The sequence below is a fragment of the Thermovibrio sp. genome (genome assembly GCA_015488335.1).
Classification (GTDB): domain Bacteria; phylum Aquificota; class Aquificia; order Desulfurobacteriales; family Desulfurobacteriaceae; genus Balnearium.
Map to the genome: position 1 here is coordinate 36,767 of WFNZ01000035.1, position 15,011 is coordinate 51,777.

The window sequence follows — 15,011 nt, forward strand, 5'->3', positions numbered from 1 at the left end:
AAAAATTGAACCGCATGGAGGGGGAAACTGTGTTTTCAAAACTTTTAATCCCGATTATAGCCGTTTTAGTTCCCTGTTCTGCTTTCAGCTTCAGTATTGGAGACTTTGGAGAGGCAGTAAAACAGATCAAAAAGGTTCAGGAGCAGGCAAAAGAGATTGAGAGGGCTGTAAAGGAGAGGCCAATCTCTGGTGAAATTGTTATTGATGATGTTTCAAAGCCGTGGTTTTTCAAGATGGAGTGGTTTGACGCTGCGGCCTGCTCAAGGATCTACTACCAGGTAAACGGTGGAAAACCGATATTCTTAGTTGAGTTTGTAGGGCCAAGGCCGCCTGTGGGAGCTCCCATTCCCATTGAAGGATTAAAGAAGGGAGACAGAGTTCGGTTCCTCGTCAAAACCCACTGGGACGGCAGATGGATGGGACCGGTTTCTTCTCAGGATCCCCGCTTCTTCAAAGCTTTTAAAAAAGGAAAACATCTCTACTACTTCCAGTTTGAGGACGCAGCAGCAGCCGACAGGGCCTACAACGACGGAGCCTTTACTTTCTACCAGGAAGGAGAAGGCCCAACTCCTAACAAAAACTTAAGAATTCTGAGCTACGAGGCTTTCAGACAGGGTAGCGGGTTTCTCCTTACCGGAAAGGTGAAGGTAAATACTCCCGGATACGTTAAATCGGAGATAGAGATAAGGGACAACCACTGGAATGTTGAAAGGTTAATAGAGAACGGCTTTAAGGCCGAAAAACCAGGAACATATGCATTTAAAAGACTCGTTCAGCTCTCACCCGCTCCTTTCCATACCTCTTTCTGGAGAGTCTCTCTGAACGGAGAGGCAGACTCAAGGATTAGAGGACTGGGAGACTGCACTCCCCTTGCCAGAGAAGGAGAAATCCCTCAGGCTGAAAGGAAGCTCCTCATCTACTACCCCTTTGACGACTGCACGGCTAAAGACGCCTCCGGAAACGGATACGACGGAACGGTTGTGGGAGCTCCCCCCTGCGTAGGCGGAGTCAAGGGAAAAGCCCTCTACTTTAACGCTTCTGACAGAGACAACGGCTGCGGTAAGGCAGGTGGAGACTACATAGCAGTTCCCAAAATCGGAAGGGTCTGGAGCAGAGGAATTACAATCTGTAGCTGGGTAAAGTTTGAAGACAACCGCTGGTATGAAAAGATAGTAGACCTTGGAAAAACAATTGGAGAAAAAGGCGGATACAACATTGTTTTCGGGCGGCTGGAAAACTCAAACAGAATAGACCTTGAAAGCTGGGTAAACAGCAACGGGGAACATAACAGAACTGCCGGAAGGCTCACATACCCCGGAATCGTCAACGGAAAGTGGCAGTTTTACTGTGCAACTATAGACAACCGAACAGGGAAGATGAGAATCTACATAAACGGCCAGCTTAAAGCAGAAAAGATCGGCAATTCTGTAGCAAATGTAGAAAGGGAAAGCAACTTTATAGGTCACTCCAACTGGTGTTTCAACGACCCCGACTTTAAGGGAGCCATTGATGAACTGAGGATCTACAACTACTCCTTACCGCCTGAAAAGATAAAAGAGATTTACAGGAAAGAGGCTCCAGGGAATACTCCTGAAGGGAGCTCCTTTGGCTCGGCGAAGGAAAACCCGTTTGTATTTGAGGGAACCATATACGCCATACCGCCGGGAACAGATAGGCTTCCAAACTTCTCAAAACTTAAGCCCATAGGAAGGATATACTCAGCCGTTCTGAACATCACTCCGAGAGACTTCAGCACCGGGTTCCCCGGGGTTTCAAACCGGTTTGAGTGGTTCGCAATAGACTACAGGGGCAAAATCTTTATCCCCGAAACCAGAACCTACACGTTCTCTCTCCTCAGCGACGACGGGGCAAAGCTGATAATTGACGGGAAAACTGTTATAGACAACGACGGAATCCACCCGCCAACAAAGAAAACCGGAAGCGTAAAGCTTACAAAAGGCTTTCATACAGTTGAAGTTCAATACTTCCAGGGGCCAAGGTATCAGGTAGCTCTGGTTCTCTCACTTGTAAAGAACGGAAGGGAAGTTCCCTTTGACATAAGGGAGTTTGCCCCTGCAAAGATAGAAGAATCTCAGTATGAAACGAAGATAACGATGGGCTCAGGAATTCTCTTTGACTTCAACAGCTACCAGCTGAAGCCTGAGGCTATGAAGCTCCTTGACACTGTATATGGCTTGCTGTCTGGTATGGAATACAGGAAAGTGGTTGTAGAAGGACACACAGACAACGTGGGTTCTGAAAAGTACAACCTGAAGCTCTCTAAAGAGAGGGCACAGTCTGTTGCAAACTACCTGATAGCCAAAGGGATACCGAAGGAAAAGATAACGGTCATCGGATACGGTGAGACGAAACCCCTCTACCCTAACGACACGCCGGAACACAGGGCTAAAAACAGGCGGGTTGAGATTAAGGTTTTGAAGAAGTGCGATAGGGAAAAGTAGTGGAGCTCCGGGGCGTAGTTGAGATTACCCCCGGAGCCGTTTACTTGGTTATTAACCCGGAGTGCAAGTGCCGAAGGAGCTACAGGGTTTTTCCTGAAAGCGTCGCCAGAGAACTTCTGAAGGAGGCAGGCAGGAGGAGGGGAGCTCTCCTCAAAATCAAAGTTCTGGGCTGGCTCAAGAGAACTTCCCCCTGGAGCGGTTATATTTACGTTAAACAGTGGCAGGAGGAAAAGTGATGGTCAGCCCAAAGCAGCTGAAAGAGTGGGACAAAGAGTTTGTCTGGCACCCCTTTACCCAGATGGCCGAGTACGTAAAGCACGAGCCTATTGTTATTGAAAGGGGTGAGGGGTGCTGGCTTATTGATACAGAAGGGAGAAGGTACTTAGACGCCGTCGGCTCAATCTGGTGCAACGTCCACGGCCACAACGTTAAGGAGCTTAACGAGGCACTCTGTGAGCAGGCGGGAAAGATTGCCCACTCAACACTCTTAGGCCTTGCAAACGTTCCGTCAATTCTCCTTGCAAAGAAGTTAGTTGAGACAACCCCCGAAGGTCTAAACCACGTCTTCTACTCAGACGACGGCTCAACGGCAATGGAAGTTGCCCTGAAGATGGCCTACCAGTATTGGCAGCTAAAGGGAGAGAAGAAGAGGACGAAGTTTATAAAGCTTGAGGAGGCCTACCACGGAGACACGATAGGTTCTGTAAGCATCGGCGGAATAGACCTCTTCCACTCAATGTTCAGGGAGCTCATGTTCCAGACCTACAAAATCCCTGCTCCACACCCCTACAGGTTCCCCGGAACCCCTGAGGAATGCAAAAACTACTCATTAAAAAAATTAGAAGAAGTTTTAAGAGAGCACGGGGACGAGATTGCAGCAGTTGTTATGGAGCCACTGGTTCAGGCTGCCGCAGGAATTATCGTCCACCCTGAAGGTTTTTTGAAGGGAGTGAGGGAGCTCTGCGACAGGTATGGCGTTCTCCTCATCTTAGACGAGGTTGCAACAGGATTTGGAAAAACCGGAAAGATGTTCGCCTGTGAGTGGGAAGGTGTTGTCCCAGATATTATGGCAATCTCCAAGGGGTTAACCGCAGGCTACATGCCCTTAGCAGTTACAATGGCAACAGATGAGGTTTACAGAGCTTTCTGGGGAGGAGACTACGGAAGCGGAAAGACCTTCTTCCACGGCCACACGTTTACAGGAAATCAGCTTGGCTGTGCAGTAGCCCTCAGGAACATTGAGCTCTTTGAGAAAAAGGGGTGGCCTGAAGGACTAAAGGAGAAGATTGACTATCTCCACAGGAAGTTAAAGGAGGAACTCTCCCCCCTCAAACACGTTGGAGATATAAGAGGAAAAGGATTTATGGTTGGAGTTGAGCTGGTTAAAGATAAAGAGACGAAAGAGGGGTTCAGCTGGAAGGACGACGTTGGTAGGAGGGTTTCAAGGAGAATAATTGAGAAGGGGGTCTTCACAAGGCCTTTAGGACCGGTTCTTGTCATAATGCCGCCCCTTGCGATAAGCGAAGAGGAGATTGACTTTATGGTTGAAACTTACAGAGATGCTATAGTTGAGGTTTTAGGAAATTGAGCCCCGACATCTTCCTGTCGAAGCTCTGGGGGTGGCTCCTTACACTTGTCTGTGGAGCTTACATTTTAAGGCCATCAATCTGCAAGAAGGTTCTTAAAATGATGGAGGATGAGAAGTTTGTCATAGTAACGGCCTGGTTCTCTCTGATTTTAGGGGTTGGAACGGCGGTGGGGAGCTCCACCGCCCCACTTAAAGCTTTAGGCATTACTTTTACGCTGAACGGCCTTTTAAGGCTCTCTTTCCCCGATAAACTGGCTCCTGTAAGTCAACTCTTTAGGGAGAAAACGTTTATTCCACTGGGAATATCACTGTTAGGATTTATCACGGGGATTTACTTCATTCTAAACCCTTAGCCCCATCTTCTTCAGGAGACTTAACTATCAGTATTGGAGAGTTAACGGCTTTAATTATGTCAAGAACCTTCCCAACCCGGAAAAAGGAGAGGGATTCCTCAGTTATACCAAGGGCAACAAGCTTAATTCCATACTCTTTAGCGTAGTAGGATATGGTCTCATCAAGCTCTCCAGGAATGAGAACAACACGGGTCTTAATTCCATTCTCTTCAAACTCCTCTGCAATTTTCTTCATCTTCCTAAATATCCTTATAAGGCCATCAACGTAGCCGTCGTCAATTGCCCCCCTTAAAGCCTCTATCTTGTCCTCCGAGTCGTACTCCTCTTTTGCAACAAACCCCCACTCAGAGGGAAGAAGAACGTAGAGCATGTGAACTTCTTTGCACTCCGCCTCTTTTAGCTTCAGTATATAAGGCTTAACTCCAAGACTCGCCTTTCTCATATCAAAGGGGTAGAGAACTTTCTCAAAGAGCATCACTCCTCCTCCCTTTTCTTAACTATTAGAACAGGACACTCTGCATTCCTTATCACATCCGTTGAAACGCTACCCAAAAGAATTTCTGTTAACAGACCTTTTCCATGAGCTCCCATAACGATAAGTTTTACCTTCTCCTGCTTTGCTACTTCAACGATCTGTTTGGGAATATTCCCGTATTTTAGGTAGAGTTTTACGCTTAATCCCCCGCCTTCAAGTATTTTCTTGACAGCCTCAAGCCTCTCAATCAGCGAAGTTACATACTCCTGGTCTACTTCTGGAAGTATTTTGTAGAGCTCCTTTTCGTTTAAAAGGTCTGCTCCCTCGGGGAGCTCTATTGAGAGGTCATCAACAACGTGAACTACAACAACCTCCTTCTCTCCCGCTTCCTTCAGTTTCTTTACGTAGTCTAAAGCAACCTCTGCAAGGGGTGAGAAATCTGTTGAGTAAAGGGTCTTCTCAAAAAGGGGCATCTCTCCCTCCTTATCCCGTTATAGAAAACTCCTTTAAGTCAAATATCGGCTGAACTGTAAGTTCTGTTAATAGTTTACCACCTCTGAAAACGGCAACTTTCACTTCCTTTTCGTTCTTAGCGTCTGAATAGCGGGCAACTATTCCCCCTGTTTTTCTCAAAACACCCTCTGATGGTTCCTCTTTACACCTCAAAAGGGCCGTTGGAGAAGGAATCCCTGGAACTGTTATCAGGTAGTCGTTTTCTTTTGCAACTTCTCTGATTCTTCTATTCTCTTCCCTATTCCTTCCAACTATCAGCTTGCAGCCGTTAACCCTGAAGTGGCGGCCGATTTTGAGGAGTTTTACGTTCTCCCAGCTGAGCTCGTCATACTCCATCAAATCTTTAACCTTTCTGGCAAATGAAGGCTCTGTTAAAAGGCACCCACCGGCAGGGGTGGGGAGCTCCCCCTCATTAAATTCCAGCTCCTTTAAGATTTCAGGGTACCTCTTCCTTGAGCGCCCTTTAAGGTCTAAGAGTTTTTCCCTATCTACAATTCCCCTCTCCTCGTAAACCGTTGGGGGGAGAAGTTTTCCAGAAAGGGGCCTCAAAACCTGCCTCTTTAAACCAGCAAGCTTCTCTATTGCGTTAAAGGCGTCCTTCCTCTGAGACATAGGCCTCTGACCTAATACCTCACCGGTTGCAATGAGAGCTCCCTTCTCTGCCACCTCCTTTAGTTTTTTCAGCATATAGGCCTTACAGTCTATACAGGGGTTTAAATTCTTCCCGTAGCCGTAAACGGGGTTTTTCAGCATCTCTAAGTAGTCCTCTCCAGCTTCAACAACTTTTAGCTTAATTCCTACCCTATCTGCAAGTTCTTTTACCTTTTCAACGTCTTTTTCAAAGAGTGGAGAAGTGATGTGAACTCCAACAACATCAAAACCTAAACGTTTCAGGAGCTCTGCAGCTATAAGGCTGTCAAGCCCTCCAGAAAAGAGAAGGTAAGCTCTCTTCCTCTCCATAGACACTCTCCGCTGTTGGCTTTAATTTAAAGTTAAGAGATAAAAGAAAAGGAGGAAGGGATGGCACAGCTAAAGCTCAACCTCATCGGCCACGGCATTGACCTCACAGGGGCAATTAAAAACACCCTTGAGGAGAAGTTTAAGAGGCTTGAGAAGTACCTGGGGGATGACGACAGAAGGGAGGTGTTTGCAGACGTAATTGTCAACAAGGAAAAGTACAGGTCATCTGTAGAAATCATCATCTACAACGTCTTTGACCACACTTTAAGGATCAAGAAGGAGACTAACGACCTTTACACTGCCGTTGACTACGTTGTTGACGCTGCAGAGAAACAGCTGAGGAGATTGAAGGATAAGGTAAAAACGGCAGGAAAGAAGGAAGCTCAGAAGTCTAAGAGGATGATGACCGTTGTTGAGGAAGAAGTAGTTGAGAAGCCAATAGAGATTATTGAAGTTGAGCCGGAGCTCTACAAACCCATCTCTGTTGAGGACGCAGTTGTTAAGCTCCTTGGTTCAAACAGGGAGTTTGTCGTGTTCTGCAACGTTGAAACAGGAAACGCTGCAGTTGTTTACAAGAGGAAGGACGGAAACGTTGGCCTGATAGAGATGCCGGCCTGCAAGTGAACCTAAAGGAGAAGAATAATGAGCCTGGCAGAGAAATACTTACCAAATTACACTGTTGAAGATTACCTGCAGTGGGAAGGAGATTGGGAGTTGATAGAGGGAGTTCCATACGCAATGGCTCCCTCTCCTGTCTGGAAACACCAAAGGATTGTAAGTCTTCTGGTAAGAACAATTGACGAACAGCTTGAGAACTGCTCTGCAGACTGCCAGGTTTCTCAGGAAGTTGACTGGATAGTTAACGAAAATACTGTTGTAAGGCCAGACGTTGTAGTAGTCTGCGGAAAAGTTGAAGACTTCATTAAAACCACTCCAGAAGTTATCTTTGAAGTTGTTTCAAAGTCCACCGCAATAAGAGACGAGCAGCTGAAGTTTGAGCTCTACGAGAGGGAGAAGGTCAAATACTACGCTCTGGTCTACCCAAACTTAAAGAAGATGAGGGTGTTCAAGCTCACCAATAACAGGTATGAGAAGATCTTTGACTCAGACAGAGGTAGCTTCAGATTTGATTTGGAATGTCCATTTACCGTTAACCTTGAGCAACTGTGGAGAAGAATTTAAAGGGAGGAAGTTTCCCTCCTCGTTTAATCAACCTTTAGAACCGCTAAAAACGCCTCCTGTGGAACCTCCACTTTCCCCAGCATCTTCATTCTCTTCTTACCCTCTTTCTGCTTCTCAAGGAGTTTCTTCTTTCTCGTAACGTCTCCGCCGTAGCACTTTGCAAGAACGTCTTTCCTGAAAGCCTTAACGTTTGAACGGGCAATAATCTTGTTCCCTATTGCAGCCTGAATTGCAACCTCAAAGAGCTGCCTTGGGATTATCTCCTTCAGCTTGTCAACAAGCTGCCTTCCCCTTTGGTAGGCCTTATCCCTGTGAACAATTACAGAGAGGGCATCTACAGGCTTCCCGTTTATCAGTATGTCAAGTTTCACAAGGTCTGAAGGTTTGTAGCCTGCAAACTCGTAGTCAAAGGAGGCATAGCCCCGGGAGACGGACTTGAGCTTGTCAAAGAAGTCAAAGAGAATCTCAGAGAGGGGCATGTCGTAGCGGAGCTCCACCCTCTGCTGGTCTAAGTAGGTAAACCCGGTCTGTATTCCCCTCCTATCCTGACAGAGCTGCATTATGGGGCCAACGTAGTCTGCCGGAGTGATGATTGAAGCTGAGATGTAAGGCTCTTCAATTCTCTCAATCTTCTCAGGAGGTGGCATCTCAGCAGGGTTCTGAACCTCCTTAACTGAACCGTCTTTCATGTAAACTTTATAGACAACGCTTGGAGCCGTAGCTATAAGGTTTAGCCCAAACTCCCTCTCAAGCCTCTCCTTTATAACTTCCATATGGAGAAGCCCTAAAAATCCGCACCTGAAACCAAACCCTAAAGCTGCAGAGGTTTCAGGCTCAAAGAAGAGGGCTGCGTCGTTGAGCTTCAACTTTTCCAGTGCCTCTTTCAGGTTCTCATAGTCATCTGAGTCAACGGGGTATAAACCCGCAAATACCATAGGCTTGGCAGGTCTGAATCCGGGGCAGGGCTCATCTGTCGGGTTCTCTGCATCGGTTATCGTATCTCCAACCTGAGTATCCTCAATGTTCTTAATGTTCGCAGCTATCCAGCCAACCTCTCCTGCAGAGAGCTCTCCAGTCTTAACTATGTTTGGAGACTGTGTTCCAACTTCAACAACTTCAAACTCCTTGTCGTTTGACATAAGCTTTATTCTCATTCCGGGCTTTATCTTCCCATCAAAAACCCTGATAAAAGGAATAACTCCCTTGTAGTTGTCGTAGAAAGAGTCAAAGATGAGGGCTTTTAGCGGTTTGTTTGGGTCTCCTGAAGGTGGAGGAACTCTTTTAACTATCGCTTCTAAAATCTCCTTTATTCCAATTCCCTCTTTTGCAGAGGATAAAATGGCCTCGTCTGGGTCTAAGCCTAAAACGTCTGCAATCTGCTCCTTAACCCACTCCGGGTTTGCACTGGGAAGGTCTATCTTGTTTATAACAGGAATAATCTCAAGGCCGGCGTCTAAGGCTAAGAAGAAGTTGGCAATCGTCTGTGCCTCTATTCCCTGGGTTGCGTCAATAACAAGGAGAGCTCCCTCACAGGCAGACAGACTCCTTGAAACCTCGTATGTAAAGTCAACGTGGCCGGGAGTGTCAATAAGGTGCATCGTGTAGGTTTTACCGTCGTCTGCCCTATACTTCATCCGGACGGCGTTGAGCTTGATTGTGATACCTCTTTCTCTTTCAAGCTCTAAAGTGTCAAGCATTTGCTCTTTTAACTCTCTCTTAGAAACGGTTCCCGTATACTCCAACAACCTATCTGCAAGTGTGGATTTTCCGTGGTCTATGTGGGCAATTATGCAGAAGTTCCTTATAAGCTCCTGGTTCATCTAACCTCTCCAGAAGGTTTTTAAGAAATATAGGCCTAAAGTGAAGGGTAGAGCTGGGGAGCTCCCCCTATCTCAAAAGCACTTCTCCTGTATTCTGTTATAAAATCAACGGTTTCTCTGAATGCTTCTTTCAAATTTAAACCTTTGGCAAGTAAAGCCGTAAGAGCAGAAGAGAAGGCACACCCCGTTCCCCTTACAACTCTACCGTCCCTCTCATGGCAAACTCTGTCAACTTTACTGCCGTCAACAAAGAGAACATCGCAGACCTTATCTCTGTAAGGCCACCCTTTAACAATAAACGTTTTTCCCTGAAGGAACTCCCTTAGCTTCAGAAATTCAGAGTAGTTGGGAGTTAGAACCGTTGAAACTTCAATCAACGGACTGAGAACTTCCAAATTTTCAACAAATCCCCTTCCAAAAGTTGGAGAAAGAACGGGATCAAAGACAACAGGAACAGAGAGGGAATAGAGAATTTCTGAAACCTTCCTGTTTACCTCTTTCTCCCTGTGAGGTATTCCAACCTTCACCCCTTCCGGTGAAATTTCCTCAAGAAGAGTCTTCAACTGAGAAATCAGAAAAGAACCATCAACAAAGCGAAGCTTCTTTACTCCCTTAGCGTTCTGAACTGTATTAACAGTAATAACTGCCCCACCTAAAAAACCAAAATAGCCAAAAGTCTTAACATCCCGCAGAACTCCAGCTCCTCCGGTAGGATCAAACCCGGCAACACTCAGAAGAAACCTCATATCTCTCCCTACAGGTCAACTTATTGTAAGATACGATTAACAGATAAACGGAGCAGGGATGAAGGAAAAAAATATTCCTCTGGTAGCTTTTCTTGAAGTAGATGGAAAGAGATTTCCCGTTAAAAGCTGGTCGGAAAACGGCTGTACTTTAAAAGTGGCTTCAGAAGAACTGAAAGAAAAACCATGGAACATAGGAAACCTAATAGTTCCCTTTGAAGGGTTTGACTTAGTAATTAAGGATATACGTCTTGAAATTGAAGAGGATTCAGAGTTAAAGTGCCACTTTAGACACCTACCTGTAGAACAGGAAAATGCCCTTAAATCCATAATAAACCTGTATCGTTTAGGTGAAATTTTCTCAATAGAAAACCTATTCAACGCATTGAGAAGTGAAAGAGTAAAGGCTAAAAAAGGAGAGGATAAAAGGGGAAGTTTTTTTCTTCCCCTTATTGTGGGCATTATGTTAGGAATCCTAACCACATACTTTATTCTTAAAGTTTTGTAATTGTGTAAATCGTTACTGCACCCTGATAGATAATTTGCATAACATCTTTAATTAAAGGTCTCCACATTACAGGAACGTGAACCTTTGTAGGAACGATTACAGAATCTCCAGGTTCTAGCCTGTAATTCATAATGTCGTTCTTACCCAGAACAATACGGTTCGTTTCACTGTTCCAGTCAAACCGTTTTTTTCCTACGTTCTCTGAGCTTATAACGGAACCGTTAGCCTTTATAACAAAGATGTTTTCTTTATCTGCATCCTTTGTCAGCCCGCCGGCCTCGTCTATGTAATCCTTGACAGTCATGCCATTCACATAAACAAGGGCAGACGGATTGTAAACCTCTCCGAAAACTAAGACACTACCGGGCACTTTCGGAACGAATATCTGATCTCCATCTTCAAGAACGATGTTGTAGGGAGAATTTTTGAGCTTCTCAAGGTCTTTAGGAACGCTGATACCGGAAATTCGCCCAGTTACCTGAGACTTCTGGAGCTCCTCTAAAAGTCTCCTTTTGGCCTCAAAGGCAGCCTGACGGGCGCGGAGCTCCTCAGCGGTAAGGTCAGACTGCATTACTCCAGCTTCTTCCTTCTCAAGCTGCTGCCTCATAAGAGCTATAGCTTTCTGAAGGCGCTGCTTCTGAAGTTCTGCAACCGACTTCCTCAGAATAATAATTCCTTTTGGATATGCGTTGGGCAAAAATCCACCGGCCTCTTTAAGAATATCGTAGAGAGTTGTCCTCTCTCCTATGCTGTAAACTCCCGGATGTTTCACATAACCACTAACCCTAACTTTTTCAACAGCCTCCTCAGGTTTAACTCTTACAATTACCAGCTTATCTCCAGGTAAAAGTTCAAACTCTGACTCTTTTTGTTTAACTAACACATCATAAAGGAAAAATGAAGCAACATTTACATATTTCTCTCTTTTAAAAAGAGAGACATTACCATTGTCATTACCTTCATATTCATTATTACTTCCACTTGAATCATTATTAACAAAACCAGGATAAGTAGATTCAATTAATTCTCCTTTATTATAAAGAGTAAAACTATTTTTACTCTCAACATTATTGGGATAGTTAGAGTTGGAGTTATTAAAGATTCCTCCTTGATTTTTCTCCTCTTGATACAAACCAATACCTGCATTTTCTTTTGTCCTTTGTCTAAAGGAATAATTCTCTGTAAACTTCCTAAAAACCAGAACCTTCAATTTTCTTATATCTGTTTTAAATTTAGCATAAGATAAAGCTTCTGAAAGTTTTATCCCTGGATGATAAGGCACCTTATACGGAATCTCTATATCTCCCGAAACTCTGATAGGTTTATAAGCATACCTCGGGAAGAAGCGAATCGTGTCAAGCCTATGGATTTCTAAATCGGTCTTGTGTTTCAAAACAGCTTCCGGGCTGAACTGAAGAATCTTTACAATCTCCAGAGTATCCGGATCCCTTCGGTCTATTTCAGCATACTCAAGGTTGGTATTCTCTGTTATTAAATCTGGAGTAAGAATGTCAGATAACTTCATTCCCTTTTTGTATGCATAAACCCCTGGGTATTTAATCTTACCCTCAACTATGAAAGCATCTTTAACTTTGTTAAAATCAACTCCTTCAACGGTTCCGAACCTATAAAGAACTATCCTATCCTGAGGTTTCAGCTCCAGGTCTTCCTCTCCAGAAAGGACTGCTTCAGGTGAGAATGTGATGTATTTAGGGAGAGCTCCCGGCGGGTAGTGTCTCTCTATAAGGCCAAACTTCATGTTTGAGTCGGAGAAGAAGAAATCGGGAGCTAAGAGCTGAGAAAGTTTCATTCCCGGCTTATACTCGTAAAGACCGGGATAAGGAGTGTAACCTTCAACGGCAACGGCGTTTTGAGGTATGGAAATTACCTGCTTGATAACGAGTATATCTCCATCGTGAACTTTCTGAGACATAAACTTTTTATCGTCTAAAGAACCCTGCTTAACTTCCAAAAGCTGGTTGTTAACGTAACGCTGAAGTATGACTTTATACTTATAGCTTGAGGGCAAAAGGCCACCGGCCATTTTAATCAGGTCTTTTAACGTTTCTTTACCGGTAATTTCATAAATGGCCGGCCTCTTTACCATTCCCCCTACACCTGCAACCTTTCCGATAGGCTTAACAAAGATAACGTCTCCGTCTTTTAAGCGCATATCAACAGGTTTTCCGTCTAAAAGGAGCTTGTAGAAGTCTATGTGAATCTGTTTTATACCTTTCGGGGTTTTCCTTGTTACAATAACATCTCTTAAAGTTCCCGATTTTTTAATTCCACCTGCCAACATAATGGCATCAATTACCGTATTGACACCGGTAACCACAACCGCTCCAGGTCTTCTAACCTCTCCTGAAACGTAAACGGGAAAAGTTCTCAGTCTTCCAACAGTAAGCTTTATATTAGCCCCAAGAGCCTGCGATATCATTCGCTCAGCTTCTCCAAGGGTCATACCCCAAACGTAGAAAACTCCAAGCCCCGGTACGTAAATTTTTCCCTGCCTGTCAACAACTAAACGGGTAACTTTTGTAAGGTCAATACCGGGAGGGGCTCCTATAACGTAGAGAAACAGTTCATCTCCCGGCCCAAGAACGTAAGAACTATCAACAGGTATGGAGAGAGAAAGTTTCGGCCTACCAACAAAAAAGTTGTATCCGAACTGTTTAAGCTTAATGTTCAAAAACTTAGTCCTTGCATAGAAACCACTCTCTATAGAGGAAAATTCAGCCGTTGTAGACATAAGCTGAGAAATCTTCCCCTCTTCCCTGTTAACTTTCTGAGACTTAGATAAACTCTCTTCCAGTTCCTGAACTGACTTACCGTTAAGCTCCTGTTGAGCACCTATCCCCTGCCCATTTTGAATGCCAGCTCCAGAATTAGTTGTTGAACCTGAGGAACCTGCTCCTGTTCCGGGAGCTCCCGTTAAACCCGACGCTCCTGATCCGGTTCCTGAACCGACACTACCACCAACAGCTGTTCCCTGGAGACCGGAAAGCCCGGTAGAATTAGAAATTCCCCCCATCCCTCCAGCAGCTCCGCTTTGAGCAAACTGCTCCAGCTGTGAAATTCCGGTAGCCAAAGCTGTATTAAAAACAGTTCCTGTCAGAAACAGAGTTACAGTTAAAATAGCTCTACGCATTATCCATTTCCCCCTTGTGGCGCTTTCTTACGTTGTCAAGCCACTCCTTAAAGAAAGCAGCAAAAATGCCTAAAAAGAGACCCGAAACGAACCCAACAGCAATAATTAGAGCTTTCTTCGGTTTGTAGGGCTTATCTCTATCTGGAACATAGGGTGGATCTATTACCTGAAACGATATCTGCTCCTTCATCTCCTGGGCCTTTGCCATCTCATACTCTTTAACGAGAGTCTCAAACAAGGCCTCAGCTATATCCATCTGGGCCTGAATTTTCTGAAGGTTGAGCTGGTAATCGGGAAGGGACACATAGGTGGGTTTTGAATCCCTCAACCTGTTTAAACGTTCTTTTATCTTCTCAACTTCACTTTCCAGCTTTGCCACTTCCTCAGGGTTAATTTTTGACTCTTTGAGGAGCTCCAATCTCTTTTTCTTAACCATCAACTCCCCGTAGAGCTTACCGTAATCCTTACTATCCGTTCCAAAAACTAAAGGAACTTCTCTTATCTTTCCACTAACAAAATCCCTGTATATCCTCTCAACCTGCTTGAGTTTCTCCTCAGCGATTTTAAGCTGTTTTCCAACGTATATCCTATATCTTTTAGCAAGAGAAAAGGATTTTTCGTTCAGGATTTTCCTCGCTTCTACCAGGGCAGTTTGGGCTATCTTATAGGCCATCTCCGGATCGTTTTTAAAATCTACTGTTAAAGTCAGAATACCTGTCTTCTTATCTGTTGAAACAGACATCAATTTATCAAGCTCTTTAACTCCATCAAGCATTGTAGGTTCTTTATCCTTCTCTACTTTCCATCTATGGTTAATGCTATCCCATTTGTCTGGAAAGAGTTTGGGAAGAAGGTTCAAATCCTTTATCACTCTTTCTTTTAAAGTTCTACTCTCTAAAACAGCCTCAACAGTAAGGCCGGTTTTCCCTCCAATCGGTAGAGATATGGGAAGTGAAGAGAGTAGAGAGGAGAGACCGCCAGTTTTGTTCTCCCCCAAGGGGTAAATAGAGGTTTTTGTCCTGTAAACAGGAGAAGCCAAAAAGCAGTAAAGAACGGCAAAAAAAGTTAGAATGAAAGTTATAGATAGAACGACCTTTTTTCTCCTCTTCAGAACAAGCCAGAGTTCATAGAGATCTATCTCGTCATTATCGTAATAAGGAGACTGGTTAAAATTCCTCTCTTCCAAACTTCCTCCGGTGTTATTCTTATTAACCGTTAGCAAAACATAGGTGAATTTTAACAGCAGAAACCTCTGA

At 44.5% G+C, this 15,011-nt stretch carries 14 protein-coding genes; 7 read left to right on the plus strand and 7 right to left on the minus strand.

All coding sequences use genetic code 11. The features are described 5' to 3' along the window. The first annotated feature begins 29 nt into the window (after positions 1-29). From F8H35_RS04310 to F8H35_RS04325, 4 genes are read left to right on the plus strand one after another with little or no spacing between them, the layout of a single operon-like run. Positions 30-2,462, plus strand: coding sequence for an OmpA family protein (locus tag F8H35_RS04310; protein WP_472572317.1), 2,433 nt, complete (start codon positions 30-32; stop codon positions 2,460-2,462). Then, positions 2,462-2,698, plus strand: a complete 237-nt coding sequence (locus F8H35_RS04315; protein WP_472572318.1) for a hypothetical protein — start codon at positions 2,462-2,464, stop codon at positions 2,696-2,698. Before F8H35_RS04310 ends, F8H35_RS04315 begins: the two co-directional genes overlap by 1 nt. Then, entirely contained in the window at positions 2,698-4,050 is a 1,353-nt protein-coding gene (gene bioA, locus F8H35_RS04320) for an adenosylmethionine--8-amino-7-oxononanoate transaminase (RefSeq protein WP_472572319.1), read from the plus strand. The genes F8H35_RS04315 and bioA overlap by 1 nt, the downstream gene beginning before the upstream one ends. Further along, entirely contained in the window at positions 4,047-4,403 is a 357-nt protein-coding gene (locus tag F8H35_RS04325) for a hypothetical protein (RefSeq protein WP_472572320.1), read from the plus strand. The genes bioA and F8H35_RS04325 overlap by 4 nt, the downstream gene beginning before the upstream one ends. On the opposite strand, the gene F8H35_RS04330 is transcribed toward F8H35_RS04325, so the two are convergent. From F8H35_RS04330 to F8H35_RS04340, 3 genes are read right to left on the minus strand one after another with little or no spacing between them, the layout of a single operon-like run. Beyond that, on the minus strand, positions 4,387-4,878 hold the full coding sequence (locus F8H35_RS04330; RefSeq protein WP_472572321.1) for a universal stress protein: 492 nt from the start codon (positions 4,876-4,878) through the stop codon (positions 4,387-4,389). The two genes, F8H35_RS04325 and F8H35_RS04330, sit on opposite strands and share 17 nt — an antisense overlap. Beyond that, on the minus strand, positions 4,878-5,351 hold the full coding sequence (locus F8H35_RS04335) for a universal stress protein (RefSeq protein ID WP_472572322.1): 474 nt from the start codon (positions 5,349-5,351) through the stop codon (positions 4,878-4,880). The genes F8H35_RS04330 and F8H35_RS04335 overlap by 1 nt, the downstream gene beginning before the upstream one ends. 10 nt (positions 5,352-5,361) lie before the next feature. Further along, positions 5,362-6,351: a DUF814 domain-containing protein gene (locus F8H35_RS04340; RefSeq protein WP_472572323.1), complete on the minus strand. Its 990-nt coding sequence runs from the start codon at positions 6,349-6,351 to the stop codon at positions 5,362-5,364. Positions 6,352-6,411: 60 nt separating this feature from the next. On the opposite strand from F8H35_RS04340, the gene hpf reads away from it, so the two are divergent. Next, a complete protein-coding gene (gene hpf / locus F8H35_RS04345; RefSeq protein WP_472572324.1) occupies positions 6,412-6,975 on the plus strand; it encodes a ribosome hibernation-promoting factor, HPF/YfiA family in 564 nt (187 codons plus the stop codon). Positions 6,976-6,993: 18 nt separating this feature from the next. Beyond that, complete coding sequence (locus F8H35_RS04350) at positions 6,994-7,533, plus strand: Uma2 family endonuclease (RefSeq protein WP_472572325.1); 540 nt, start codon at positions 6,994-6,996, stop codon at positions 7,531-7,533. Between the two features lie 23 nt (positions 7,534-7,556). Here the strand turns inward: F8H35_RS04350 and lepA are convergent, their stop codons facing one another. Continuing rightward, the gene (lepA, locus tag F8H35_RS04355; RefSeq protein ID WP_472572326.1) at positions 7,557-9,353 is read right to left on the minus strand and encodes a translation elongation factor 4; all 1,797 of its coding nucleotides are present in this window, start codon (positions 9,351-9,353) and stop codon (positions 7,557-7,559) included. A gap of 35 nt (positions 9,354-9,388) precedes the next feature. Next, positions 9,389-10,099: a bifunctional hydroxymethylpyrimidine kinase/phosphomethylpyrimidine kinase gene (thiD, locus tag F8H35_RS04360; RefSeq protein ID WP_472572327.1), complete on the minus strand. Its 711-nt coding sequence runs from the start codon at positions 10,097-10,099 to the stop codon at positions 9,389-9,391. Positions 10,100-10,157: 58 nt separating this feature from the next. On the opposite strand from thiD, the gene F8H35_RS04365 reads away from it, so the two are divergent. Next, entirely contained in the window at positions 10,158-10,604 is a 447-nt protein-coding gene (locus tag F8H35_RS04365; RefSeq protein WP_472572328.1) for a hypothetical protein, read from the plus strand. Here the strand turns inward: F8H35_RS04365 and F8H35_RS04370 are convergent. Together F8H35_RS04370 and F8H35_RS04375 are read right to left on the minus strand one after the other, a co-directional pair. Continuing rightward, positions 10,591-13,755 carry an SLBB domain-containing protein gene (locus F8H35_RS04370; RefSeq protein WP_472572329.1) on the minus strand — a complete coding sequence of 1,055 codons (3,165 nt, stop codon included), beginning with the start codon at positions 13,753-13,755 and terminating at the stop codon, positions 10,591-10,593. The genes F8H35_RS04365 and F8H35_RS04370 overlap by 14 nt on opposite strands. Further along, positions 13,748-14,941: a GumC family protein gene (locus tag F8H35_RS04375; protein WP_472572330.1), complete on the minus strand. Its 1,194-nt coding sequence runs from the start codon at positions 14,939-14,941 to the stop codon at positions 13,748-13,750. Before F8H35_RS04375 ends, F8H35_RS04370 begins: the two co-directional genes overlap by 8 nt. Positions 14,942-15,011: the final 70 nt, after the last annotated feature.